18 protein-coding genes and 1 pseudogene are annotated in these 26,365 nt (G+C 73.5%); 12 read left to right on the top strand and 7 right to left on the bottom strand.

Annotation, left to right across the window (positions count from 1 at the left end):
- From I3F58_RS21760 to I3F58_RS21750, 3 genes and pseudogenes are all read right to left on the bottom strand, one after another.
- Positions 1-326: pseudogene (locus I3F58_RS21760) on the bottom strand (hypothetical protein); the annotation flags it as partial.
- A 185-nt stretch (positions 327-511) separates the two neighbouring features.
- The gene (locus tag I3F58_RS21755) at positions 512-1,252 is read right to left on the bottom strand and encodes an anti-sigma factor domain-containing protein (RefSeq protein WP_240110348.1); all 741 of its coding nucleotides are present in this window, start codon (positions 1,250-1,252) and stop codon (positions 512-514) included.
- Entirely contained in the window at positions 1,249-1,842 is a 594-nt protein-coding gene (locus I3F58_RS21750) for a sigma-70 family RNA polymerase sigma factor (protein WP_240110347.1), read from the bottom strand. The genes I3F58_RS21755 and I3F58_RS21750 overlap by 4 nt, the downstream gene beginning before the upstream one ends.
- A gap of 464 nt (positions 1,843-2,306) precedes the next feature.
- On the opposite strand from I3F58_RS21750, the gene I3F58_RS21745 reads away from it, so the two are divergent.
- From I3F58_RS21745 to I3F58_RS21720, 6 genes are all read left to right on the top strand, one after another.
- On the top strand, positions 2,307-3,611 hold the full coding sequence (locus I3F58_RS21745) for an NAD(P)/FAD-dependent oxidoreductase (protein ID WP_240110346.1): 1,305 nt from the start codon (positions 2,307-2,309) through the stop codon (positions 3,609-3,611).
- A gap of 8 nt (positions 3,612-3,619) precedes the next feature.
- Positions 3,620-4,402: a DUF1365 domain-containing protein gene (locus I3F58_RS21740; RefSeq protein ID WP_240110349.1), complete on the top strand. Its 783-nt coding sequence runs from the start codon at positions 3,620-3,622 to the stop codon at positions 4,400-4,402.
- The gene (locus I3F58_RS21735; RefSeq protein ID WP_240110345.1) at positions 4,399-5,859 is read left to right on the top strand and encodes a cyclopropane-fatty-acyl-phospholipid synthase family protein; all 1,461 of its coding nucleotides are present in this window, start codon (positions 4,399-4,401) and stop codon (positions 5,857-5,859) included. The genes I3F58_RS21740 and I3F58_RS21735 overlap by 4 nt, the downstream gene beginning before the upstream one ends.
- 301 nt (positions 5,860-6,160) lie before the next feature.
- A complete protein-coding gene (locus I3F58_RS21730) occupies positions 6,161-7,033 on the top strand; it encodes a DUF1295 domain-containing protein (RefSeq protein WP_240110344.1) in 873 nt (290 codons plus the stop codon).
- Positions 7,030-7,719 (top strand): alpha/beta hydrolase, encoded by a 690-nt coding sequence (locus tag I3F58_RS21725; protein ID WP_240110343.1) that lies wholly within the window; start codon positions 7,030-7,032, stop codon positions 7,717-7,719. Before I3F58_RS21730 ends, I3F58_RS21725 begins: the two co-directional genes overlap by 4 nt.
- 448 nt (positions 7,720-8,167) lie before the next feature.
- On the top strand, positions 8,168-8,743 hold the full coding sequence (locus I3F58_RS21720) for a hypothetical protein (protein ID WP_240110342.1): 576 nt from the start codon (positions 8,168-8,170) through the stop codon (positions 8,741-8,743).
- Between the two features lie 522 nt (positions 8,744-9,265).
- Here the strand turns inward: I3F58_RS21720 and I3F58_RS21715 are convergent.
- Positions 9,266-10,423 (bottom strand): agmatine deiminase family protein, encoded by a 1,158-nt coding sequence (locus tag I3F58_RS21715; RefSeq protein WP_240110341.1) that lies wholly within the window; start codon positions 10,421-10,423, stop codon positions 9,266-9,268.
- 110 nt (positions 10,424-10,533) lie between these two features.
- On the opposite strand from I3F58_RS21715, the gene I3F58_RS21710 reads away from it, so the two are divergent.
- Positions 10,534-11,109 (top strand): TetR/AcrR family transcriptional regulator, encoded by a 576-nt coding sequence (locus tag I3F58_RS21710; RefSeq protein WP_240110340.1) that lies wholly within the window; start codon positions 10,534-10,536, stop codon positions 11,107-11,109.
- Positions 11,110-11,483: 374 nt separating this feature from the next.
- Here the strand turns inward: I3F58_RS21710 and I3F58_RS21705 are convergent, their stop codons facing one another.
- Positions 11,484-12,188 carry a nitroreductase family protein gene (locus I3F58_RS21705; RefSeq protein ID WP_240110339.1) on the bottom strand — a complete coding sequence of 235 codons (705 nt, stop codon included), beginning with the start codon at positions 12,186-12,188 and terminating at the stop codon, positions 11,484-11,486.
- Between the two features lie 687 nt (positions 12,189-12,875).
- Between I3F58_RS21705 and I3F58_RS21700 the strand changes: the two genes are divergently transcribed.
- From I3F58_RS21700 to I3F58_RS21680, 5 genes are all read left to right on the top strand, one after another.
- The gene (locus I3F58_RS21700; RefSeq protein ID WP_240110338.1) at positions 12,876-13,823 is read left to right on the top strand and encodes an NAD(P)/FAD-dependent oxidoreductase; all 948 of its coding nucleotides are present in this window, start codon (positions 12,876-12,878) and stop codon (positions 13,821-13,823) included.
- Positions 13,824-14,346: 523 nt separating this feature from the next.
- Positions 14,347-15,819, top strand: a complete 1,473-nt coding sequence (locus tag I3F58_RS21695) for a triacylglycerol lipase (RefSeq protein WP_240110337.1) — start codon at positions 14,347-14,349, stop codon at positions 15,817-15,819.
- Entirely contained in the window at positions 15,803-21,247 is a 5,445-nt protein-coding gene (locus tag I3F58_RS21690) for a tetratricopeptide repeat protein (protein WP_240110336.1), read from the top strand. Before I3F58_RS21695 ends, I3F58_RS21690 begins: the two co-directional genes overlap by 17 nt.
- A gap of 619 nt (positions 21,248-21,866) precedes the next feature.
- Positions 21,867-22,490, top strand: a complete 624-nt coding sequence (locus tag I3F58_RS21685) for a hypothetical protein (protein WP_240110335.1) — start codon at positions 21,867-21,869, stop codon at positions 22,488-22,490.
- A gap of 565 nt (positions 22,491-23,055) precedes the next feature.
- The gene (locus I3F58_RS21680) at positions 23,056-23,838 is read left to right on the top strand and encodes a hypothetical protein (RefSeq protein ID WP_240110334.1); all 783 of its coding nucleotides are present in this window, start codon (positions 23,056-23,058) and stop codon (positions 23,836-23,838) included.
- Positions 23,839-24,452: 614 nt separating this feature from the next.
- Here the strand turns inward: I3F58_RS21680 and I3F58_RS21675 are convergent.
- Both I3F58_RS21675 and I3F58_RS21670 read right to left on the bottom strand, forming a co-directional pair.
- On the bottom strand, positions 24,453-25,259 hold the full coding sequence (locus I3F58_RS21675) for a BTAD domain-containing putative transcriptional regulator (RefSeq protein ID WP_240110333.1): 807 nt from the start codon (positions 25,257-25,259) through the stop codon (positions 24,453-24,455).
- A 27-nt stretch (positions 25,260-25,286) separates the two neighbouring features.
- Positions 25,287-26,363 carry a ferritin-like protein gene (locus I3F58_RS21670; RefSeq protein ID WP_240110332.1) on the bottom strand — a complete coding sequence of 359 codons (1,077 nt, stop codon included), beginning with the start codon at positions 26,361-26,363 and terminating at the stop codon, positions 25,287-25,289.
- Between the last annotated feature and the right edge of the window lie 2 nt (positions 26,364-26,365).

Genomic DNA, 26,365 nt, shown 5'->3' with positions numbered 1-26,365 from the left:
CGCACAACCCCATCCACAGGCACAACCGTCAACAGGAGTCGATAACCATGAACAGCACCCCCCGTCGCCGCCGCGCCCACCAGCCCGAAACCGCCGGCGGCCGCCGCCGCGATCCACCGGTGACGCAGCGCCAGCAGCCCGGCGAGCGCCGCGCACAGTGCCAGCGTGGCGACGATGCCGACCTGCAGGACCAGCTTGTCGTCCTCGCCGAACGCACGGACGGCCCAGCTCTTCACCGCCTGCGGCGTCCGGTCGATCGCCGCGGAGCCCACCGCGGTGACGGGCCCGGACTCCGGCCGCACCCACGCCGCGGCCAGTTCGCCCACCGCGAGGCCTCCGTAGGCGGAAACCAGTCCGGCCACCACACCCGCCACGACCCGCGCGGGCCGGAGGGCGGGGGAGGGGCCTGAACGGCCGGAACTCCTCGAAACGTTGCTCACATCCCGCATTCGGAGCCCCGCGGCAGACGGCTTGCCCGATCACCCGGAAGAGTGAGTCCGGTGAGGTTCCGTCAGGACGGCAGGTCCATGACCGCCAGCGGGTCCGTGGTCGGCTGAGGTGAGCCGCCGACCGGTTCGACGGTGATGCCCATGCCTGTGGCGGCGCCCACCTCGCCGTCCATGACGACGGCGCCGTCGTCACGCAGCAGGCCGGCCGGACGCATCGAGTCGCCGTCCGCGAACCACAGCTGGTACGTGCGCCCGCCCGGGAGCTCGGGCAGGCCCGACGCCACGAACACGGCGCGGTCCTCGGCACGGGACACCACCACAGTGGCGTGAGTGCCGGCGCCCACCGTCCCGGTCGCCGTGCGGGCGTCGGGCGCCGCCAGAACGCGGGCCATCTCCTCGACCTGCTGGCGCGTCCGCTCGGCACGCTGCTCCGCCTGCAGCGCCTCCTGGTGCTGCCAGACGGCCACTCCGCCGAGAGCGGCGGCAGCCGCCAGGCACGCGGCCAGGACCAGCCGGGACAGCGGCCTGCCCCGTCCCGCCGTCCGGTCCGGACCGGACGGCGGAACCTCCGGCGGCAGCTGCCGCACCGTCCGGATCCGGTCGATCACGCTCTCCTTCATGGCGGGCGGCGGCACCGCGGCGACGGCCAGCCCCAGCCGGGCCGCCGTGGCGGTCAGCTCCCGCACCTCCTGGGCGCAGGCCCGGCAGTCGCGCAGATGCCGCTCGAACGCCTCGCGCTCGTCGTCCGGGAGCGCGTCCAGCGCGTAGGCACCGGTGGGCGCATGCAGGTGTTCCTCGGTCATGCGGTCACTCCCATGCAGTCCCGGAGCCGGATCAGCCCGTCCCGCAGCCGCGTCTTGACGGTGCCCAGCGGCGCCGAGAGGGACGCGGCGACCTCTCGGTAGGTGAAGCCGCGGTAGTAGGCGAGGGTCACCGCCTGCCGCTGCAGTTCGGTCAGGGACCGCAGGCAGCGGCGCACCTGCTCGCTCTCCAGCCGGACCGTCACCTCCTCGCTGACCTGGTCGTACGGAGGCGTGCCGGCGGCGTGCGCGGTGCGCTGCTCGCGGTCGGTGGCCGCCTGTTCCGCGCGGACCCGGTCGACGGCACGACGGTGCGCGATCGTCATGACCCAGGCCGTGACGCCACCCCGGTCGGGCCGGTAGCGGGCCGCCGAGCGCCACACCTCCAGCAGCACCTCCTGCGCCACCTCCTCGGACTGCGCCGGATCCCGCAGCACCTTCAGGACCAGGCCGTACACCGGCCCGGCCACGGCGTCGTACAGGGTTCCGAAGGCCTCCTGGTCCCCGTCGGCCACCCGGGCCATCACGGCGGCGAGGCCCGGCCCGCTCCCGGGCACCCCCTCGTCGTCTCCGATGCGGGCGATCTCCTTCATCCCGTACCCCCGGCGCGGTGCCCGCCCACGGCAGGAGCGGGGGTGCCATGGACGCCCATACGTCACCCTTCCACGAAGCATGCGAAACAATGGAACAAGCAGAACAAGTCGAACCTGCGGAACCAGCGGACCAGCGGGACCAGCGGTTCTCCTCTCACCAGGTGTTCGGAGCCCTCGGGCGGACGGATGGGTGGACGGCGTCCTCGTGCGCCGCACCCCCTTCGGCCGGGCCCTCGACCGGCGTCCTGGCCCCGAAGCCGGGTGCCTCCCGCACCGCACCCGGCGGCCGCCCCGGAAGATCCCGGGCGCGACACAGTCGTACCACCCCCCGGACCGGGCGGCGGTCCGCACACCCGGCGGCCGGAGCGCCGCCGGGACGACCGGCGGTTCCGGGCACGGGTCTGCTGCTCGTCAGGCCGTCCGTGCCGTCACCCATCCGGAGGGCCGCCGACTCCGAACCACTGATGAGGGCCGCTCGCACGGGCGGCGAAGGGAGGCGGAGCGACGTGAAACGGCTGCGGACGGCGGTCGTCGGGTCCGGGGTGGCCGGCCTGACCGCCGCGTACGTGCTGAGCCGGACCCACGACGTGGTGCTGTACGAGGCCGACACCCGGCTCGGGGGCCACGCACACACGCACGACGTGAAGGCACCGGACGGCGGCACCCTGCGCGTGGACTCCGGCTTCATCGTGCACAACGGGCGCACCTACCCCCACCTGCTGCGGCTCTTCCGGGAACTCGGCGTGTCCGGCCAGGACTCCGAGATGAGCATGTCGGTGCGGTGCGACGGCTGCGGCCTGGAGTACGCCGGAGCCCGCGGACCGGCGGGCCTCTTCTCCGGGCCCGGCACCCTGCGCACGCCCTACCTGCGGATGCTGGCCGAGGTGCCGCTCTTCCACCGCGCCGCGCGGCGCGTCCTGCGTTCCGGCAGTCGGCCCGATACGTACACGCTGGGCCGTTTCCTGGCCGACGGAGGATTCTCCGCGTACTTCGTGGCCCATTTCGTCGGACCGCTCGTCTCGGCCGTGTGGTCGTGCCCGGGGGAGACGGCCATGTCGTACCCGGCGCGGTACCTGTTCCGGTTCCTCGACCATCACGGCCTGCTGTCGGTGAGCGGTTCGCCACGGTGGAGGACGGTCGCAGGGGGTTCCGCCACGTATGTGGACCGGGCCGCCGAACGCCTCGCGGACGTCCGCCTCGGCACACCGGTGCGCGGCGTGCGGCGCTTCTCGGACAGGGTGCGGCTGGTGACCGCGGACGGCGACACGGAGGAATTCGCCTCTGTGGTCGTCGCCGTCCACCCGGACCAGGCGCTGCGGATGCTGTCCGACCCCACGCCGGAGGAGCGCGACGTGCTGGGCGCGTTCCGGTACTCCCGCAACCCGGCCGTGCTGCACACCGACACCTCGATGCTGCCCCGCTCCGCCGGGGCGCGGGCCTCCTGGAACCACCACCTGCCGACGTGCGAGGCGTCCCCGGACGCGGTCCGCATCAGCTACGACATGAACCGCCTGCAACGGCTCCCGGCAGGCGCCGACTTCGTGGTCACCCTCAACGACGGCGGGGACGTCTCCCCGGACCACGTCCTGGCCCGGATGACCTACGAGCACCCGGTGTACACACCCACGTCCCTCGCCGCGCAGCGCCGCCTGCCCGCCCTGAACACGGACCGGACCGCCTTCGCGGGCGCGTACCACGGCTGGGGCTTCCACGAGGACGGCTGCCGGTCCGGGGCCCGGGCCGCCGCCGCACTGGGGGTGACGTGGTGAGGAACGCGGTGTCCGGCGGCGGCAGAGCGCGCACGGGCGGCCGTTCCGCCCACGGCGACCGGGCGCCTGCCCTGTACGAGTGCGTCATCGTCCACACGCGGCGTGCACCCGTGCGGTACGGGCTGCGCCACCGCACCTACCTGTGGTACGTCGACCTGGACCGGATGCCGCACCTGCCCCGGCACCTGCGCGCCCTCGCCCGGTTCGACCCGCGCGACCACTTCGGCGGTACGGCTCCGTCGCTGCGGGAGGGCCTGGACCGTTACCTCGCCGCGCACGGTGTCGACCTCCACGGCGGACGTGTCGTGATGCTGGCCCACGCGCGCGTGCTCGGGTACGTGTTCAACCCGCTCACCGTGTACTGGTGCCACGACCCCGCGGACGCCCTGGTCTGCGTCGTCGCCGAGGTTCACAACACCTACGGGCAGCGCCACTGCTACCTTCTCCGGCCGGACGACGACGGCCGTGCGCACGTCCCCAAGGAGTTCTACGTCTCTCCGTTCCACCCGGTCGACGGCTCCTACGACATGTACCTGCCGCCGCCCGGTGACCGGCTCGCGCTGACCGTACGGCTGCACCGGCCGGAGGACGGCGGAAGGCCGTTCACCGCGGCCGTCCGCGGCCGTCGGCGGCCCGCGACCCCCAGCGGCCTGCTCCGCGCCGCCATCCGCCATCCGTGGTCGACGGCCGCGGTGTCGGCCGCCATCCGGTGGCACGGAATCCGGCTCCGGCTGCGCGGCCTCCCCGTACGGCCCCGTCCTTCGCACCGTCCCCAGGAAGGGCTGCGATGAACCTCCCGAACACAGGCGACACGGACCGCCGTGCCCACGGCCAAGGCCCGTACACGACTGACAGTGACGAACACGGCCGGACCTGCGACCGGATCGCCCCCACCCGGCCGCTCACCGGCCCGACGGCCCCGCCGGACCCCGTGCAGGCCCACCGGCCCGCCCCCCGGTCCGACGTCGATCCCGCCCGCTGGCCGGACGTCGCCAGGCCTCCCGCCGACCGCGTGTCCCGATGGCGCGGCGCCGCGGCCGGCCTGCTCCTGGAACGCACCCTGCGCACCCTGCCGCTGCGGGTACGCCTGGGCGACGGGCCACCGACCGGCGGAGGCCTGGGCGGGCCCAGCGGGCCGCTGCTGCACATCCGGGACCCCGACGTGTTCTTCCGGCGGGTCGGACGCAGCGGCCTCCTCGGCTTCGGCGAGTCCTACATGGCCGGGGAGTGGCACAGCGACGACCTGGTCGGCACCCTCACCGTGCTGGCGTCGCACGTCGACGACCTGGTCCCGTCGCCCCTGCGGCGCCTGCGCGGGCTCTGGCTGTCGCGCAGACCGGCCGCCCAGCGCAACACCCCTGACGGGGTGCGGCGGAACGTCCGCAGGCACTACGACCTGTCCAACGACCTGTTCGCAGCGTTCCTGGACCCGACGCTGTCGTACTCCTCCGCCGTCTTCGACCGGCTGCCCGCGCGCGAGGAGGACTTCGCCGCCGCCCAGCGCCGCAAGATCGACCGGCTGCTGGACCTGGCCGCCGTCGGGCCGGGCACCCGCCTGCTGGAGATCGGCACCGGCTGGGGCGAACTGGCGCTGCGCGCCGCCGCCCGGGGTGCCCGGGTCGTCACGGTCACCCTCTCGGACGAGCAGCGCCGACTGGCCGAACAGCGCGTCGCGGAAGCCCGGTTCGAAGACCGCGTGCACGTGCGGCTGTGCGACTACCGGGACGTCGACGGCGCGTACGACGCCGTGATGAGCGTCGAGATGATCGAGGCGGTCGGTGCCGAGTACTGGCCCGACTACTTCAGCGCGCTGCGCCGGCTGTGCGCCCCCGGCGGCCGGATCGCGCTCCAGGCCATCACCATGCCGCACGACCGGATGCTGAACACCCGCCGCACACACACCTGGATCAACGCGTACGTCTTCCCCGGCGGCCTCATCCCGTCGCGCAAGGCCGTCGCGGACGAGTCGGCCGCCGCCGGCCTCCGCGTCGTCTCGGACACCGGATACGGCGAGCACTACGCGGAGACCCTGCGGCTGTGGCGCGAACGCTTCCTCGCCCGCGCCGACCACGTCGCCGCACTCGGCTTCGACACGGTGTTCCGCCGTATGTGGGAGCTGTACCTGGCCTATTCCGAGGCCGGCTTCCAGTCCCGCTACCTGGACGTCAGGCAGCTCCTCCTCGTCCCCCGGCCCGCCCCGGGCAGCACCCGGGGCTCCACCGAGCGGAAGGGAACCGCGACCCGATGACCTGGACCGGCAGCGCCCGACGACGGGTCGCCCCGCTCACCCGCCATGTACCGCCGCCCCTGAGGCAGCGGGCCCGGGACGGCGGCGAGTGCGGCCCGCCGCGGGCCCCGCACACCGCGCCCGGGCGGCACCCGCGCGCCCTGCTCGGACTGCCGCGGCGGCCCGGCCGACCGGCCCCGGCCCGTGCCGCCCCGACGCGTGACGCCCGAGGCGACCTGCCGGACACACCGAGCGGGCTCCGGCGGCCGCTCCACGTCCGGAGAGCGGTACGGCCGCACCCCGCCCACCCGGGGGGCACCCGATGAGCGCCCTGGACCTCACGAGCGCGGCCGGTTCCGCACCGCAGCTCGCGGCCGGGCTCCCCTGGCCCGAGCTGGGCGTGAACGCCGCGGCGACGGCGGCCACCGCGCTGGCCGTGATGCTGGCGACCTTCGTCGTGGGCGTCACGAAGAACGTCCACCGGGTCGTGGACGTGTCATGGGGCCTGGCCTTCACGGCCGTGGCCCTCGTGACCTTCGGCCTGTCGGCCGGGCACGGCGATCCGGCGACGCGGCTCCTGGTCACCCTCGCCACGGCCGGCTGGGGGCTGCGGCTCGCCGTGCACATCGCCCTGCGGGGCCGTGGCCACGGCGAGGACCCTCGATACGCGCGCATGCTGGACAAGGCGTCCGGCAACCGCGCCCTGTACGCCCTGCGCGTCGTGTACCTGACGCAGGGGGCACTGGTGTGGCTGGTGTCGCTGCCGGTGCAGGTGGCGCAGTACGCGCCGGTCCCGGCAGGTCCGTTCCTGTGGGCGGGGCTCGCGCTGTGGGCGGCGGGGGTGGCCTTCGAGGCGGTGGGGGACGGGCAGCTGGCACGCTTCAAGGCCGACCCGGCGAACCGCGGGCGCGTCATGGACCGGGGCCTGTGGTCCTGGACCCGCCACCCCAACTACTTCGGTGACTTCCTGGTCTGGTGGGGCCTGTTCCTGACCGCCTGCGCGACCTGGCAGGGCGCGGCCGTCTCCCTCGTCTCCCCGCTCGTCATGTCGTACCTGCTCGTCTGGGGCAGCGGGAAGCGGCTCCTCGAACGGCACATGGCGGAACGGCCCGGATACGCGGCGTACCGGGCCCGTACGAGCGGCTTCCTGCCACGCCCGCCCCGTCCGCGCACCCCCTGGGACCCACCACGATGACCGTCACACCGACCCCGCACCTCACGTCCCTCACCCTCCGCCCGGACGGCGCCGCCCCACGGGCCGTGGTGCTGCTTCTGCACGGAGGCCGGGCGAACGCGCTGACGCCGCCGCCCCGCGCCAACCTGCCCGCGCTGCGGATGCTGCCGTTCGCGGCCGCGATCAGGCGCGCGACCAGGGGAAGCGGCGTCGCGATCGGCGCCGTGCGCTACCGCCACCGGGGGTGGAACGGCACGCGCGCCGACGCGGCCAAGGACGCCGCACGCGCCCTCGCCGAACTGGAAGGGCTCGCCGGTCCGGTACCCGTGGTGCTGGTGGGGCACTCCATGGGCGGGCGGGCGGCGCTCCGCGTGGCCGGCGACCCGCGGGTGCGCGGCGTGGTGGCGCTCGCGCCCTGGTGCCCGCCGGACGAACCGGTGGCGCACCTGGTGGGCAAGCCGCTGTTCCTGCTCCACGACGAGGCCGACCGGGTCATCGAGGCCCGCTCCACCTGGGCGTTCGTCCGCCGGGCCACACAGGCGGGGGCCCTGGCCCACGCACTGCCCATGCCAGGCGGCGGCCACGCCATGCTGGCCGGTGCCCGAGCCTGGCACCGTACGACGGCTGCCCTGGTGGCGGGAGTCCTCGACGCGGAGCCGGGCAGCCCGCCACCCCTCCTCCTGCCTCCGAGGCCGCGCAGCGGCTGACCCCGAGGGCGAGGCCCGCCGCGTGCGCCACCTCCCCCGTGGCCGTCCGCCCGCATGCAGATCAAGTCTCACCACCGTCGTCACGACCGCGACCACCGGGCCCGGCGCCCCGCCCGGTGTCCGGTGCCTCCCTCATGCCGCGCACGGGCCGAGGTCCTGAGGGCGCGGTCGGCCCGGACATCCACGGCGCCGTCGGGGCGGTGGCGAACATCCGTCCTCGTCGACTCGCCGGCTGGTTCCGCCCCCCGGGACCGACGGTGCGCGCTGCATGGCAGGCGGTCCCCCCTTCCGGGCACAAGAGCCGCGTCGAGCGCCCTGCGGATCAGCCGGTGAGAGCGGACGGCAGGACTCCTCATTCGTCCCTGTCCGGTGTGCAACTATCCGCCGCCACAGGTCGTCTGACCTGATATCGGAAGTGACGCGACGAGACGGGACCGGAGGGAACGAGATGCGACGCATCGGAGCGGCAGTGGCGGTGCTCGTGCTCGCGGGGGGCGCGCTGGGGACGGCGGCGGGCACCGCGGGCGCGGCCACGGCGGGGGGATCACTCGCGGCGGCGGCCTGCCCGACGGGCTGGGGCAGCCTCGCCAAGGGCGGCGCGGCCACGGGGGCCGACCATCTGGAGGACATCAGGACCGGACAGCACGAGTGCTTCGACCGCATGGTGTTCGACGTGCCCGGGGGCGGCGACCGGATCGGCTACCACGTCCAGTACGTGGACCAGTTCCACGCCGATCCCTCAAACGAGCACATACCGGTCGCAGGCGGGGCGATCCTCGACATCCGCGTCGGCGCGTGGAGCTACGACCTGGATGCCGGCGAGCCGACCTACCCCGGCGAGGCGGGCGAGCCCCTGCCCGGCGTGGACGTCAGCGGATACAGCACCTTCCGGGACACCCGGTTCGGCGGCACCTTCGAAGGCCAGACGCAGGTCGGTCTCGGTGTTCGCGCCCGACTGCCGTTCCGCGTGTTCCAGTTGGACGACCGGGTCGTGGTCGACGTGGCCCACAGCTGGACGAGCTAGGCACTGCCCGGAGGACCGTGAGCGTGCGCTGAGCGGGGGCCCGATCCCTGCTGGTCGGGGCGGGCGGACCGCGTGGCCGGGGCAGTGACGCCGCCGATCGGGTCCGCGTCGGAGCGGTGTGTCACCCGGCGCCGAGTCGGCGGCCGTCGCTCCGCCGCAGCGCCGCCTCCGGAGCGTCCTGCCGCCGGTTCGCCCGGTGGGCCTCCGACCCGCTCCCGGGGACCGCGTCCCGGGCCCGGTGACGAGGAACCCCTCACCACTGCAGCACATGCACAGGCCCCGCACCCCGTCCGGTCCGCTTGCGGCACGGTGGGTATGAGGGTCGCCGGGCGGGGCGCACCGCGGGCAGGTGCCTGCCTGACGGAGGCGACGACGGGTTCTGCGAACCCCTCCCGGGAGGCGTGGGGACAGGCCAGGAGGGTGCTGCTGCCCGCCGGCGGCCCCGCTTGCTCCGTTGATCACGCCGACGGGTCGAACGCACGCGTGCGTGGTGGGGCGACCCGTCTCAAACTGCTGCTCTCCTCAGGCTTTCGGCTGCTGTTGGGTGGCGCAGTGGATACCGCCGCCCCCTTCGGCGACGGTGTGGATCTCCAGCTGGACGATCTCGCGCCCGGGGTGGAGGTCGCCGATGACGGCGGCGGCCCGCTGGTCGGCTTTGCGGTCCCCGAAGCGGGGGACGAGGACGGCGTCATTGGCGATGTAGTAGTTGGCGTAGGAGCCGAGGAAGTCCTCACCGCGGCGGCCGAGCCTGGCGGGGTCGGGCTCGGGGAGGTCGATGATCTCGAACTTCCTTCCGCGGGCGTCGGTCGCGTTCTCCAGCACGCCGCGGGCCTGGTCGTAGGCGCGGGTCCACACATCGGGTCCGTCTGCCTCCCAGGCGCGGCTGAGCAGGACGACTCCGTCGTCGGCGAAGCGGGCGAGCGAGTCGACGTGGTAGTCGGTGATGTCCTGGCCCTCGACACCCTTGAACCAGATCACCTGGTCGGCGCCGACCAGGTGCTTGAGGGCGGTTTCGATCTCGTCGCGGCCCAGGTCCGGGTTGCGGTTGGCATTGACCAGGGAACTCTCGGTGACCAGGAGGGTGCCGCGGCCGTCCACCTCCAGTGAGCCGCCCTCTCCCACCAGAGGCGCATCGATACGGGGGATGCCCGCGTACTCCAGGACGGAGCGGGCGACCTCCGCGTCGCGTCCGTGTTCCTGCTTGCCGCCCCAGCCGTTGAAGTGCAGGTCGACGCCCTGGAGACCCTCGGGGCCCTGGACGAAGGTCGGGCCGCTGTCGCGCATCCAGAGGTCGTCGGTGGGCACGGCGATCACGTCGACCCCGGAGCCGCAGGCGCGGCGGGCCGCCTTGGTCTCCTCCGGGGCGGCCAGCATGACCACGGGCTCGAATTCGGCCAGTGCACGGGCGATGCCCGCGATGTCGCGCTGGACGTCCCCGGCCATGTCCTCCCAGACCGAGTCCAGCGGCGGCCAGGACATGAACGTGCGGACGTGTTCGCGGGTCTCCGCCGGCATGAACAACTCGGTCTGCTTCCGGCCGGCCACTGCGGTCTCCCTCGTCCCGGCCGCCGGGCGGCCCGTCTGCCTCTCCTGGTCCCGGGTGCAGCATGTCAGCCCTGCGGCGGCCAGCACGGCGGTCACCCCGCCCCTCAGCACACTTCGGCGGTCCGGTCTCCTCATGGCGGGGCTCCCATCCGGGACGGAAACAGTTCCTGACTGAAATTTCAGTCAGAACGAGACGGTAGCATTGCCTCCGTCCCCGCTTCGAATGCTTCGAGGGAGCCGCCGCCGTGTCCGCCCGTCGTACCGCCATCCTGGAAGCCGCCGCCCGGGTCATCGCCCAGCGCGGCATCAGAGGCCTGCGAGTCGAGGAGCTGGCCGAGGAGGCGGGAGTGTCGACCTCACTGATCTACTACCACTTCCGCGACCGGGCCGGCCTCCTCGCCCGCACGCTCGACTTCATCAACACCCGCGCCGAGCACTACACCCACCCCGCTGCCGATCCCGGCACCGACCCCCGCGGCCACCTGGAAGAGATGCTGCTCCTCGAACTCCAGGACACCCCCGCCGTCGTCGAGAACAGCACCGCCTGGGGCGAACTGCGCTCCACCGCCGTCTTCCAGCCCGAGCTGCGCGAGCAGCTCCGCACCGCCACCGACAGCTGGAACGACTACACCAGCGACCTCATCCACCGCGCCCAGCAGGCCGGCCGCGCCGCGCCCGACATCTCACCGGACGACGCCGCCGACCGGCTCACCTCCCTTGTCGAGGGGCTCAGCAAACGCTGGCTCAGCGACACCCTCAGCCTCGACCGCGCCCGCCACCTCCTCCGCGGCGCCATCGCGGCGGAACTCGGCTGCTCATGACCCGGTCACCGGCACAGCCCTCGCCCCGGCCCCGTCCGCAACAGGGCATCAACCGGCGCACGCCTTCCCGCGACGCGTGTCCCGCGCCGAACGGAGGGCGCGCACCCGGAGCCGTCGGGCTGCGGTCCGTCGTCACCGGCGCAGACCGCCAACCCTGCTGAACGCGTTGGTCCTGGTCGACCGGAGGAACCGAGGCATGATCGGATGCCTCCCGGGTCGCCTTGCCCGGAGTCCTACTCGGACGACGCGAGTGACCGCACACGCCCGCACGACAGCGACCGATGCGGTGTGCCTCTTCGAGGGGAGACCTCACGGAGGTTCTGCTGCAGGACGCCGCCATGTGGTTCCGGAGGGACGGGTACCGCGCGCGTCCGTCAGGCCTCCACCATCACCTGGTCCAGCGCCTTCCGCTTCAGGTCCGGCACCTGGCAGTCCTCCGCAGGGTAGCCGACCGGGATCACCGCGAAGGCCTTCTCGTTCTCGGGCCGTCTCAGCACCTGGGAGAGGAATCGCATCGGGCTCGGCGTGTGGATCAGCGCGGCCAGTCCCGACAGGTGCAGGGCGGACAACAGCATGCCGACCGCGATGCCCACGGATTCGTCCACGTAGTAGTGCTTCCGTCTGGCACCGTCCTCACCCAGCCAGTACCGCTGCTGGAAGACCACGATCAGCGCCGGGGCGTCCGTGAGGTGTGTCTTCACCGCGTCCGTGCCCAGCGGGCGCAGGGCGGCGAGCCACTCCTCACCGAGCCTGCCGTCGTACGAGATCCGCTCCTCGCGCTCGGCTTCCTCGCGGATGAGCCTGCGGATCTCCGGATCCCGGACCAGGACGAAGGTCCAGGGCTGCTGGTGGGCACCGGAGGGCGCCGTGGCCGCGCAGGCGATGGCGTCCCGTACGACCTGCTCCGGCACGGGGTCGGAGGAGAACCGGCGCACCGTGCGCCGCTGCTGCATCCGGTCGCGCAGCTCCGCCGAGCGGCTGAGGGACTCCGCGGCCTCCATACGCTCCGGGCGGTAGGGAACCGGGTGGTAGGGATCGCCGTGGGTGGGCTCCCAGCGCTCTTCGGTGGTGGCTGTCATGGGGGAGAGTCTGCTGTCCCCGGCCCCGAGTTCCAAGAGCGGGAACGGACAGGAAGCGGCACCCGTGGTTCCGCATCCCGTTGTGTCCGGTCGCGCCCCCTGGTGCCTTCTCGTGTCGACTCGCTTCCGTCGGTCGTGTCCCCGCCACCCAGAGCCCGGCGCCGTCCTCGGACCGCCCTCCCTCCCCACGCCTGTCGTCTGATCCGTGGCGTCTGCGGCGCGGGACCGTGCCACGGCGGGTGAGGGCATGTCACCTCCGGCGACGGATCGACGGGCTCCCGGACACCCCGAAGGAACTGCCTCTGGGCGTGAGCGATTTCGCCTGGTGGAAGGTCAGCTTCACGAGCTGGCAACGCGCGCCTCCACACGACAGGATCCGACGACGACCAGGCCGGTTCAGACGGCATCCGGCGACGGGGACTGGCGTGGACCGACGGTTGTCGCTGGTCCGCCCCGCGCCGATGGCCGCAGCGCGAACTCCACGATCCGGGGCGGGCCCTCGTGGTCCTGGGCGAGGAACGTGGCGGTGAACCGGTCGGTGGAGGCACGGCGTCGACAGGGGACCTCGTCCCCTACGGGCGATCCGGCAGGGCCCGTCCCGGAACCGGCAACGCGAATGGCCCGCTCGGCGAAGTGCGGGCAGCGTGGGCGGTCGAAAGGGACGCCTAGACCGAGGAGACGAATCCCATGAACGACATCCACACGGCCCTCACCGGTGACTTGACCTACGACGTGGCCGTGATCGGCGGTGGGGCCGCCGGTCTGAGCGCCTCGATCCTGCTCGGCCGGGCCCGCCGCAGAGTCGTCGTCATCGACTCCGGCCGGCCTCGCAACGCACCGGCTGCCCACATGCACGGCCTCCTGTCCCGCGACGGCCTGCCACCCGCCACCCTTCTGGAGATGGGACGCGGCGAAGCCGAAGGCTACGGCGTCGACTTCATTACCGGTCAGGTGGAGCACGCCGAGCCCGGATTCCAGGTGCGCCTGGACGGAGGCGCAGTCGTGAACGCCCGTCGGCTGCTGTGCGCCACCGGCCTGCGAGACGAACTGCCCGGCATCCCCGGCGTCCGCGAGCGCTGGGGAAAGGACCTGCTGCACTGCCCGTACTGTCACGCCTACGAGGTGCGGGACCAGCCCCTGGCCGTGCTCGGCACCCACTCCGGGGCCGTGCACCAGGCGTTGCTTCTGCGCCAGTGGAGCAGCGACGTCCTCTTCTTCGCGCACACCCTCGCCCTGTCCCCGCAGGACCGGGAGCAGTTGGAGGCCCGCGGTGTGCGCATCGTGACGGGCACCGTGGTGCGCCTGGTCACCGACGGCGGACTGCACGGCATCGAACTCGACGACGGCAGCGTGGTGCCCCGCAGTGCGGCGTTCGTCTTCCCCTCACCGGTTCCGCACGACGCCCTGATGACCGCTCTGGGGTGTGCGAAGGACGACAACGGCTGGACCGTCACCGACCGCACCGGACGCACCAGCGTGCCGGGTGTCTGGGCCGCCGGCAACGTCGTCGATCCCCGTGCCCAGGTGGCCGCAGCCGTCGGCATGGGATCCACGGCGGGCTTCGCGATCAACACCAGCCTTCTCCAGGAGGATGTGGAACACGCGGTCGCCCGGCACCGCGCCGGACGTCCGTAGAAGGAACAACCGTCCGTCACGCGGAGGGCGTCCTTGGCGGGTTTCTGCGCACCTCCAGTCGTGGGCATGGCCTGTCCCGCCTGTCAGATCGGTCCGGTGCTGGGACTCACGCCGTCCGCGCCGCCCCGCACCCCTCCCGTACCGGGCGCGGGAACACCACGCCGCAGCCGGTGCCAGGTCAGCCTGCCTGCCGCTGCCGGCGCTGCGGCGCCTGCAGCGGCAGCATCCTCGCGGGAGGAGGCCAGGCGGGTGCAGGGGCGTGCCGGAGGCGACCCGGCATGCCTCGGGCGGCCGCATCCCTCATGGGCCGCCCGCCGCCCGCCGCCCGCCGCCCGCCGCCCGCCGCGCCTCGCGCTCGTGCCGTACCGTCTGCCTGCCGCGGGCACGGGGACGCGCCGTGCAGCGGCAGCCGTACGCCGGGACCGCTCCGGAAGACGCCCCGCACGGGATTGAACCCGGCCGCACCAGCGCATGATCCCTGCAGGGACGTGTTCCGTGGGGGAGGACGAGGGGGGAGCGGCCGATGCCACGACGTGAACATCTCGTACTGGTACTGCCGGGCATCGGGGGCACGCTGCTGGCACCCCCGGACGACCCGGAGCGGCCCGTGTGGTCGGCGGCGCCGCGGGACGTCGGCCTGCTGCGCTCTCCCGGCCGGCTGAGCCTCGCGGAGCATCCGCGGCTGCTGCCCGTCGGGTTGGTACCGACCCGCAAAGCGCTCAGGTTCTGGACACCGGTGCACGGATATGACGGCCTGCTGCGGCTCCTTTCGGCGCTGCCGGACGCGGTGCTGGACGACGGGACCCCCGGCGGACGCGACCCGGACGCGAACGTGGTCGCCTTCGGCTACGACTTCCGGCTGGGCACCGAGGACGCCGCCGACCGCCTGGACAGCGAAGTCGACCTCCGGCTGGAGAGACTGTGGCCCGGCGGGGAGTCGCACAGCCGACGGCTGATCATCGTGGCCCACTCGATGGGCGGCCTGGTCGCCCGCCGCTGGCTGGGCAGGGACGAACGCAACTGGCGCCGCTGCCGCGGCCTGATCACGCTGGGCACACCGCACGCCGGTGCGCCCAAGGCCCTCGACGTTCTGGTCAACGGCCCCTCGGTTAAGGGCGTGCACCCGCTGCGGAACCGGTTCCGGCCACTGCTCTCGCCGTGGCCGTCCATGGCCGAACTGCTGCCCCGCTTCCCGGTCGTAGAGGACTTGACCGCACCGCCGGGCCCCGGCGGGACGCCCGCCGTTCACCGTCCGCACGAACTCCCCCTGCCCTGGCTCACCGGCCCGGCCGGGGCCGCATACCGCCTCCACCGGGAGATCGAGCGGGACTGGGAAGCCCTGCCCCGGGAAGGTCCGCAGATGGTCGCACGCATCGGCTACGGGCACGCCACCCTGCGCTCGGGGACGTGGGACGGCTCCCGGCTGCGGATGACCACCGCCCCTCCGGCCGCCGCGGAACTGGGGCGCTGGGCGGACGACCTGGGCGACGGCACCGTCCCGGCGTTCAGCGGCCAGCCGCTGGAGACCGACGCCCAGCAGCATCCCGGCCTGCTCGTGCCCCAACGGCACGGCCCCATCTCGGAGTCCCAGGAAGCGGTCGACTGGGTCGAGAGCTTCGAGGGACGCCCGCGGCACCTGCCCGTCCGCGGCGAGGAGCGTCCAGTGGCGCTCGGCCTGGACGTCGGCGAACTCCAGGTGGCGGGCGAGGACATCGAGGTGACCGCGGCGGTGAACGGAGCCGCGCAGACGTCGGCCGAAGGCTCCCTGTGGGCTGTGGCCGTACCTGCGGCAGCGGGCGGCGGCCCGGTCGCGCGCGAACCGGACGCCGAGACGCCGCTCGACCGCGACAGCACCACGGGCCGCTTCACCGGCCGGCTCCGCGGTCTCACGCCCGGCCTGTACGACATCCAGGTCACCGCCGAGGCCGTCCCGGGCGGCGGCGACCTGGCCGCAGTGGCCACCGTGGAGATCCTGGACGATGCGGACACCGACTGACGGCCGGATCCACTGGCCGCCCTGGCCCGCCGAGGAAGACCCGGCGGAGCTGGCCCGCTACGCGCTCCCCGGGACCGTCGCCCGCCATGTGCGCATCCCCGGGCCGTCCGGCGAGTCCGCCGTCACACGACTGCGGGCGGTGTGGCAGCGGCTGAGCGAACAGGACATCGGCTACGCCTACGAGCCGGCCGGATCCGGCGAGGCGGGTCAGCTCATCCGGCCGCCGGCCGAGGTCCTCGTGGCACCGCGCAACGGCACCTGCCTGGACCTGGCACTGGTACTCGCCGCAGCCTGCGAGCATGCCGGGCTGCCGTCGACGGTGGTGGTCGTCGAGCGGGTTGCGCCCCGGCCGGCGCGGCACGCCCTGGTCGCTGTGGCGCTGGCCGGGACATGGCCCGCCGGCTGGGACGAGGCGCTGCCGGGGGAGCCGCCCGGCGCCGCCGCCGCCGTCAGACGGACCCTCGCCCAGCAGCGGCCCGTGGTGGTCCTGGACCCCGTCGGGCCCGCCCGTTCCCTCGGCACCGGCGGGACCGCCGGGACGGAGGCGTCCGTCGAGGAGGGCACCGAGTCCGGCTGGCGCTACCTGACCGCCCCGGAATGGCAGTGGCGCACCGGGGCGCCGGTCGCCGCCGCCCGGGACAGGTACCGTCCGGCGCCGCTGCCCAACGTCCTGCCGCTGCGGGACGTCCACCGCGATCCCGGGACCGCCGAGTCCCCGCTCCGCCTGGTGCGCCCCGAGTACCGGCTCACCCCCTTCCAGGCCCGCGACGAACTGACCGTGCTGACCGACCTGTGCGAACGGATCGCCGAGGGGAGCCGCACCGGGATCGTGGTCCTGCACGGCGCCGGAGGAGCGGGCAAGACCCGGCTGGCGCTGGAGACAGCCGTCTGGCTGAAGAACCGGGGCTGGTACGCGGGCCCGCTGCGCGAGGGGATGGCACAGACCGACCCCACCGCGCTGGCCTGGCTGGCGGAGGTGACGGCCCCGCTGGCGGTGGTCGTGGACTACGCGGATGCCAGGGTCGAGGAGACCACGGCACTGCTGCGCGTGCTGCAGGACCGGCAGGGCCCTCCGGCGGTGGTCCTGCTCACCTCCCGCACCGGCCACGAGGACACCGCCAGGGGACGCGAGACGGCGGAGTGGCTGCAGCGCGTGTTCGACTCCCTGATAGCGGACCGTCACCCGTTCCACTCCGAGATGCTCGCACTGCCGGACCTGCACCCGCGCGGCACCGATGTCTTCACCGCCACGGTGGAGCGCCTGGTTCCGCCGGGCGGCCACACCGCCCCGCCACCGCCCGGCCCTCCCGACCCCGCGCCGGGCACCACCTGGACCACGCTGGACCTGGTCCTCCTCGGCCTGCTGGCGGCCAGGGGCACCGGCCACCTCCCCGACCTGCGCCCCGACCTGTACGACGAGATCCTGCGCCACGAGCAGAAGTACTGGTCGCACAGCCACCTCGAACTTTTCGGGACCCGGGCACCGCGCCCGCTGCTGCAGACAGCGGCAGCCTGCCTGACCCTCCTGGCGCCCCCGCCAGAAGAAGCGCCGGACACCCTTGCCGCCGTGCCCGGCCTCGACGGGCCGGACCGTGCGCACGAACGTGACCGCCTCGCCCGGACACTGCTGCACTGCCTCGACCCCGGCCCCGGAGAGCGGACGGCCGTCCGCCCGGACCCGGTGGGGGACCACCTCATGCTCACCGTGCTCGAACACGATCTGTCCGCCCGAAGCGGCCCGGACGGCTCCCTGCTGGAGCGGTCCCTGAGCCGCGCGGACGGCCCGCGGCTCGCTGGCGCACTGGGCACCCTCAACCGTGCGGGTCAGGACCGGCCGGGACCGGCCACCGCCCTCATCGCCACCGCGGTCCTGCACCGGCCGGAACGCTGGCGGACCGCCGTCGAGGTCGCCGCGCTCTCCGGAGGTGCCGTGAAACAGGCCCTGGAGGCCGTCGTCCCGGACCTCGGAACCTCCCTCCCGCTGGAGGAGCTGTCCGCCGAACTGCCCCCGCTGCGCCTGGGCCTGACCGCCCTGGCCCGGCAAATCGACGAACTGCGGCTCGGAGAGGCACTGTCCGACGGTGCCGGTCCGGCGGAGACAGCCGCGCTGCTGACCCGGGTCAGCCAGCGCCAGGCGGACGACGGGGACGTACCAGCGGCTCTGAGGACCATGGCACGGGCGGTGCGCCTGCACCGGGCACTGGCCGCCACCGGCCCCCGTGCGCGCCGGGACGAGCTGGCCGCCGCGCTCAACGACCTCTCGGTCCGCTATGCCCAGGCCGGTGACCGGCGCGGTGCGCTCCGGGCGGCCGCCGAAGCAGTCGGACTCCACCGGGAGGCGGAGCCCGAAGCCGGGGAGCCGCTCGACCGCTTCGCCACGGCCCTCAACAGCCTGGCGGCCTGGAGCTCCGAGGCAGGCCTGCACCGGCAGGCCCTGCAGTCCGCGGAGGAGGCGGTGGGACTGTACCGGCGGCTGTACGCCGCCGACCCGGACGCGCACCGGCCCGGCCTCGCCGGCGCCCTGGGCAATCTGGCCGCTGCCCGGCTCGACCTGGGACGGCGCGGCGCAGCCCTTGAGGCCGCCGAGGAATCGGCCGGCCTCTACCGTCACGAGGCCGCCGTCAGCCCGGCAGGCTTCGCCCCCGAGGCCGCCGACGCACTGGCCAACCTGGCGATCGTCCGGTCCCGGGCGGGAGACCCGGCGGGCGCCGCGGCCGTGGCAGCCGAGGCGGTACGGCTGCGCAGGCGGTTCACGGCGCAGAACCCCCGCGCCCTCGTCCCCGGGCTCGTCCGGGCGCTGTGGACGCTGGCCCTGCGGGCCCGGGAGGCCGGCGACCTCCCGACCTCCCTGGAAGCCGCCGAAGAGGCGGTGGCGCTGTGCCGGCCACTCGCCGGGGAACTCCCGGACATGTTCGTCCCCGACCTTGCCGGTGCCCTGGTGACTCTGTCCGGCGTCTGTGACGCGGCGGGGGACGGAGGAGGGGCGTCGGCAGCCGCGTACGAGGCGGTGGAACTGTACCGACCGCTCGCCGCCCAGGAGCCTGCCGCGTTCACCGACGGCCTCGCCGCCGCGCTGAACAGCCTGGCCAACGCCCGCGCCACGGCAGGGGACGGGAGCGGTGCGTCGGCAGCCGCGCAGGAGGCACTGGACCTGTGCCGACGGCTGTATGCCGCCGACCCGGACGCACACCGGCCCGGACTCGCGGGTGCCCTGGTGACCGTGGCCGGAACACGTTCGGCAGCGCAGGACACAGCCGGGGCGTCGGCGGCCGCCGGACAGGCGGTGGAGCTGTACCGGCGGCTGGCCGCCGAGGAGCCCGAGGCCCATACCGCCGACCTGGCCCTGGCCCTGAACAACCTGGGGATCGCGGAGGGAGCCCGCGGCCATGCGGCGGAAGCGCTCAACGCCTTCGAGCAGGCCCACAGCATCCGCCGCAGCCTCGCCGAGCAGGACGCGGCGGCGCACGGCGACACCCTGGCCAGGACACTGAACAACCTGGCCGACGCCCGGCTCACAGCGGGCGACGCAGCAGGAGCCCTGGCCCCCGCCCACGAGGCGGTGCGGCTCTTCCGGGACCCGCCCGGCGGCGGCCCGGCCGCGTACCGCGCAGAACTGGCCACCGCACTCGGTACCCTGGCCACCGCCCACCGGGCCACCGGAGACCTGAAGGCGGCCGTGTCCGCCCTCACCGAGGCGACGGAGCTGCGCCGTGCGCGGACCGCAACCGGTCACGGACACAGCGGCGCACTGGCCGGAACCCTCAACGACATGGCCGTACTGCGGCTGGAGGCGGACGATCCGCACGGCGCGCTCGCCGCCGCCCGCGAGGCCGCGGAACTTCTCCGGGCACCGGCCGACCGGAACCCGGCGACCGGCCTCCGGGCCCTCGTACTGAACACCCTCGCCGTCTGCGCCGCCCGGGCAGGCCGGTCGGCGGAAGCGCTGGCGGCCGCCGAGGAGGCCGTGGCACTCCACCGGGCAACCTCTCCGGAAGGGCCGCTCGGCGCGTCCGACCGGATGGCGGCGCTCAACAGCCTGTCGGGCGTCCGTGCGGAGACGGGCGACGTCCCCGGAGCGGCGGAGGCGGCCGAGGAAACGCTCGGGCTGGCCCGGCAACTGGCCGGCGAGCAGCCGCAGTCGTTTCTCCCGAGCCTGGCGATGGCGCTGGGGAACGCCGCCCGCCGGCGATCCGCGGCGGGCGACCGGCGTGGTGCGCGCAGGGCCGCCGCCGAGGCCGTCCGCGTCGGCCGCTGGCTGGCCGCCGCCCGCCCCGACCGGTTCACCGCCGACCTGGCCCGCGCCACCGACCTGCTCGCCGGACTGCGTCCCGCCCCCGTTCGGGGACCCCTCGCCGCCGCGGCCTGGTGGCGCAGCGCCCGGGCGGTCCCCGACCCGGTGCACCGCGCCGAGGTACGGGCGGCCGCAGCCCGCTGGTACGCCGGGCGGGGCCAGTACGCGGCTGCCACCCGCGCCCTGCTCGAAGCATGCGAGGCGACCGCCGCCGACGACGGGACCGGACACACGGCCCTGGCCGCGGCCCGGCGGGCGGTGCGCTCGGCGGCCCTGGAGATCCTGCCCCCGCACGCCCGCCCACTGCTCCCGCCGTGGGCGATGGCCGACGTTCTTGAGGAGGACGCCCGGCTGGTCCGCGCCTGGCGGACCGCCGGTGACTGGCCGCGCGCCAGGGCCGTCCTGCTCGACAGTGCCGCGGCCGTCACCGGAGGCACACTCCGCGCCGGTCTGCGCACGCTCGCGGCCCTCCATCCGGGCGACACCACGCTCACCGAGCTGTCCGACCTGCTGTCCCGCGTCGAACGCGACGGTCTGGCGGAGACGGTGGCCGCACTGGACGACCAGCACCGCCGCCGCTCCCTGACCGAGGAGTGGACCGGGGCGACGGACTGGACGGAGTCCTTCTCCTACCTCGCCCGCAACCTGCGGGAACTGCTCGAACCGGGCGTCACCGAGTACCTTGAGCAATCGGACGAGCCCACCGCCCCCCGGCACCTCGCGATCCTCGGGCTGCTGGCGGACGGCACGCATCTGACAGCCGTACAGTCCATCGTGACCAGAGCCAACCACGCCGCCGATCACGCCCTGGCCGCACTGGAGCGAGGCGAGACCCACATGGTGCGGACGGTGGCGGAGGCGAATCCGGACGCGCTCGACACCCCGGGGGCCGGCCCCCTGCTGCGGGCCGTCCTGCACCTGGCCGACGGGGAACGGGAGCGGGCAGTCGCGGCGCTCCGCGGAGAGGCGGAGAACGGTGCCGGAGAGCTGCGGCACCGGGCCCGTCTCGTCTCACTGCGCAGGTTCGCGGCCGCTGCCGTTACCCCTCCGCCGCTGGCGCGGTCGGCCGCGGAACTGGCCGAGGCCCTGACCGTGCGTGAGCCCGCGGCGCCGGAGACCACACCTCGGGCGGCTTGACGCCCGGCGCGGTCAGCCGACCCTGCTGCCCGGTGGGCGGCCGCGCCCGAACGGCCGGCCGTTCTTCCCGTGGAGCCAACGCCCGATTCCGTCGCCGCCCGTCAGCAAGCCGGCTGCGACGATGCCGGGCAGGCTGCCGTCGGCGCCGCCCGGATCCGTGACCGTCCGGAAGTGCCGCCGCCGGTCCACAGGCCACCCGACGCCGCCGGTCCGGGACGGTCCCCGTCGGCTGCGCGGCACGCACGGCGGCCCGTCCGGGGCTCTGCCGAGGCCGCCCCTGCGGCGGAAGCCGGCCACGCGCTGTCCGCCGGGCGTCATCGTCTCGCCCTCGCCCTCGCCCTCGCCCCGCACCGCGTTCCGCCAGGGCGCGAGGGCCCGGCCGTGCAACGGTACGAGCGCTGATGCGGTCTCGGACTCTGGCTGCGGCGGATCTTTCGTGAAGGCCGCGGTGCCGTCCGGATCGAGGCGACGGCAGCGATGAGACTGCGTACGGTAGTTGACGGCTGAGCGTCCGGGCCGACGAGGTTGAGCGGCCATGCCGACGGGCCGCGGACGCACCGGCACACGATCGTCTCAAATCGCGATGACCTGCGATGACGGGCCGTGGCAGACTCCACACATGTCCAACGACGTCGCCTATCCCGTCTTCCGTACTCCTGACCTTGCACTCGCGCTCAGCACCGCGCGCCGTCTCATGGAGTTCGGGCGGTGCGAGCACTCCGAGGTCTCCGTCTATGCGGAGTTCCGTTCCGTCGCCGAGGTATGGCGCGTGGCGAAGGAGCTGCCCGAGCTGTGGTTCCAAGGACAGGCGGATCACGAGGAGTTCGAAGAGGTGCCGCTGAAGGAGCTGGTTGTCGGTGTGCAGGGGCGGGACCTGCCGGACGACCCGGCCGCGTACGAAGGGCGGGTGCCGGTGGAGTGCGAGCTGTTCGATCTGCCGGTCGGCAGCATGGAGGACGCATTCACGGCGGTGATCGGCGAGAACATGGGAGAGGTCAACTGGGAGATGCTGTGCTGGCCGGACGCGCCCGAGGTGGGCTTTCACGGCGAGTCCAAGCACGCTGCGGTGACGCTCCTCCTCAACACGCGCACCCGCGAACTCGATGAGCCCGCCGATGACCACACCGTGCTCGTCCATGTCCGCAGCCACAGCGTCGACGGTCGCCAGATGAGGGAGCCGTACGCGCAGTGGCTCGCCAGGCAGGTGGGACTCACGGTCATCGGGCCTGGGCAGCGGCCATAGAGCAGGCCGGCCGCTCTGACCGGTGGCGCTCGGACGCCCGCCGTGCCGGCCGTGTCCGAGGCAGTTGACGATCACGAGGGTGTTCGCCGTTCTGACGCTCACGGCGGCTGGGCGAGGACCAGCGTCCGCAGGAGAGCGAAGGATGCTCGCCCGTACGACCGGCGTTCAGTCGTCTTGACGCGTGCGCCTGGCCTTCGACGGCGCCGGAGCTCCAGGGCAGTGTGAAGCCCCTGACGACGGCGTCCCAGTCCGCCCGGCGAGCACCGCGCCTGGCGTGGGCAGTGCCGCCACTGCCCCTCCGAGCGGATCTCCGTGGAGCACACCAGTGCCGAACGAGCAGGGGCGGCCCCGTCAGCGCGGTTCACCGGACGGCGAGAGACCTGCGCCGAGACCCATATCGCCATCGCCGGGCGCGTCTCCGACGCTCCGCCCGCAGGGTGACCCACCGCAAGCCCAGCACCGGACTCGTGCTCGCCCGACAGGCCGCCTCCTGATCACCCACCAGCCGATCCGTCAGGCCGGGACGCCCCGGACACGTCGCTGCCAAGGCCGTTAGGCTCGGCGCGTGGACCCCGTCACCCTCGCCTGTGCCGAAGTGCCACTCGCAGTCGTGCTTTACGCGCTGCGGGGCCTGCGCCACCGGCGTGGCCGGGCAGCGGCCGAGCGCCGCGCGACCATGCTCGGCATGGACCCGTATCGTGCGGCGGCCGACCGCCGGTGGACGGAAGATGACACCCAGGCTGCCGCTGCCCGTCTGCTGCTCGACGGGCTCGCCACCGTCAACGACCGGGGCAATCTGCACCTCACTCCATCCGGCGCCGACCCCGCACGCACCGCAGGGCACCCGCTGCCCGATGCCCTTCTCACCGCGCTGCGCCGACGCACCGTGCCTGCCACCCTCGGCAGAATCGCGCACCGTGACACGGTTTTTGGTGCGGCCAGAGAGGACTTTCACACGGCCTGGAGGGCAGACCTGCCCCGGTCAGGCCCGGACAGCGGCTGCCTCACCGCTGCCTGGGTGCTGCTGCTCGTCGGGGAGACGGCGTTCAGCGTCGCCGCGCTGCTCGACGCCGCGCCGCGTGGCCCGCTCCAGTGGGCGGCGGCCATCGCCTCTGGCCTTGCCCTGCTCGCACAGTTCATCTGGATCAACCAGTTCGGCCGCCCGGATGTTCGGCCCGCTGAGAGCGAGCTCCTCGCCGAAGGTCCGGCCCGGACGGCTCTGCACCCGGCACTCGTCGAACTGGCCTCACGGGAACCGCAGAGCTGGGACCGGCTGAAGGTCAGCAGGCGCCGCGACCGTGGGCAACGGCGACCCAGCCGTAGGACCACTTCAGCGCCGGGCGCCTGACCCCAGAACTCAGGGACGAAGAGTCCAGTGCGCTGACGGGAGGCCGGCATCGAGGTGACCTGCTGCCGAACGGAGGACGCCGTCGGCAGCCCTGGCGCTCGTACCCCTGCAGTTCGCCGGCCGGGCAGGATCGTCTGTCTCGACATGCGACAACGCGGCTACCCCGACAGCCCACATTCGCAACTAGCAGCGTGCGGCCTGAACTGCGCGGACGAGCTCTCGGCCAACAGGCAACGGCAACGGGGCGGAAGCCGCTCCGTTCAGCTCCGCCTCAGTCGACGCTCGTTGTGCGTGATTGCCCGGGCCGTCCGCGCGTTCCCGCTCGGCAGGGGGCGCCGAATTCGCGGGGGTGGCCGGTGGCGGCTGGTGTGATGGCCTCCTCGCACCGCCGTACCTCCTGCGGGGCGTTGTCGAGGCTGTGTCAGCGAACCGCCTCGCGGTAGCGGTCGCCGCCCTCGCGGAAGAAGGCACGGGCGGTGGCCGCGTCCCGTGGTGCAGTCCAGCCCGTCCTGCTGCACGGACATCATGCGCTCCCGCGAGCTGGGACCGGCTCGGCGACGAAGTCCTCCGGGGGAGGACCGGTCGCGCCCCTTCCTCACGGTGCCCTCGGCCCGTCAGCTCCGACGGTCCGGGCAGGAACGCCGGGGCTGCAGCGTACGGCCGCGCTCATCACGGGAGGGAGAGGGCATGCGTCGCCGTTCGGTGACCGGCCGGAGCAGGCGAGCAAACAGGGCAGAAGGCGGAACGCCCAGTTCCTCATCGAGCAGGTGCTGGAAGGCGACGTAGTGGCTGACCGCCTCATGAACGTTTCCTTCCGCCAGATGCGCAGCGACGACGGCCCGGTGCGCGCTCTCCCGCAAGGGTTCTGTCCGTACGCTCGTCAGGGCGGTCTCCAGAGCGAGTGCGTGCCGTCCCTCCCGGACCAGGCTGTGGGCCAGTGCGTCGAGGGCGTGCAGGCGCAGCTGCCGCAGCCGTTCACGTTCGAGGAGCACCCAGTCCTCGTCCCAGCCGGGCAGCAGTTCCCCGTCGCCGAAGAGGATCGCCGGTACCGGTTCGGGGGAGGACAGGATCGGTACTGTGGATGGACGCAGTACCCCCAGAGCCGTATCGGCCAGTACGCGGGCGTCCACGGTCACGGAGTCGACGAGCGACACCGTGTTCCTGCAGCAGGTGACCAACGCGTGATCGCCATGGGGAAGCTTGCAGAGAGTGCTGCGCAGACTGCCTCGGGCGTGCGCCTCGGTGGCGTCCGGCCACAAGGTTCCCGCGAGGACCGTCCGGCTGACGCACGAGCGTAGTCCCACGAGAGCCAACAGACGTTGCGCGTTCCCACACAGGTTCACCGCCTCCGCGCCGTACGCCAACCGGAACTGGCCCAGCAGTCGCAGGTGGGGAGAGGATGGTGGTGTCGAGCGATCCATCGTTCCTCTCTCAAGGGCTGAGGCGCCTTACAGAGCCGTGTAGCGGAACTCCGGCCCGTAGTTCTTGCCGCTGCCGTCGGGCAGGGCGTGCTTCATCAGCTCCCGGGCCGGTCCCCGTAGCGCGGCCATCTTCCACACCGCTTCGTCCAGGAGCCTCGTGGCTTGGTCCGGATCGTCCTGCTGCCAGACCTGTTCGAGGAGCCGCAGCATGTCGCTGTAGGCGCGATTGGCCTTGTCCAGGAGGGTGATCACGTCGGGAGGCGGTGAGGCGGGGCCGCTCCGCGGCCAGCCTCCCTCAGGTACGACCCCCATGGGAAGGATGGGGGGCATCGGGACCGGCGGGCCCTCGAACGCCCATGTGGCCGGAGGGCCTGGTCGTTCGACCAGCTTGTGCTTGTGCAGGATCTCCAGGAAGGCGTAGTAGTTGGCCAGCTCGCCCGACGCCGCCGGGTGCGGGTTCTGGGGCGATGCCGATGTTCCCTCACCCTGTTCCTTGATGATCGCGACGGCCGATGTGGCGGAGTCGAGCGTGGTGAGGGGTGTGAGGCTGTTCCCCGAGCCGTGGTGCTCCATGTCCCGGGTTACCTGGCGCCGCTCGTCACCGGTGATCATTTTCGAGTCGGCGCACAGGGCGTCCTGGACCGCGGTGTAGAAGGCGCCGATCGAGGTGTGGGAAGCCTGGGCCGTCCGAGTGACCGGAGCGTCGGGTTTCTCGATGCCCGCGTACATCCGGACCGAGTCCTGGAGCCCGCTGAGGAACACTGTCAGTTCGGGCCGCACGCCTCCGGGCAGCGGACCCGGGTACGTGGGGACCAGCGCCTCGTCGGCGATACGGGGAGTGCCCCCGACGGCCGTGAGCAAGTTGCAGGTGATACCGAGGTGCGACATCTCGTCGAAGACGATCGCGCGCAGGGTGCGGAAGACCGGATCTCCGCTTGTAGCGTTGATCGACCACATGCCGCACAGGTAAGGCGGGAGGGTGGCGAGTTCCAACAAGATCGCCTGCTGGAGCGCGTCCCTCACCCACTCGGTGTCACGCTGCGCGGTCGGTCGCCGCATCAACTCGACGATTCGGCTGCCCCGGGCGTATTGGACGCTGTTCACCG

The sequence above is a fragment of the Streptomyces sp. MUM 203J genome (assembly GCF_022414595.1).
Lineage (GTDB): Bacteria > Actinomycetota > Actinomycetes > Streptomycetales > Streptomycetaceae > Streptomyces.
Note: the sequence above shows the minus strand (reverse complement) of the source record. Positions and strands in the feature narration are given on the sequence as shown.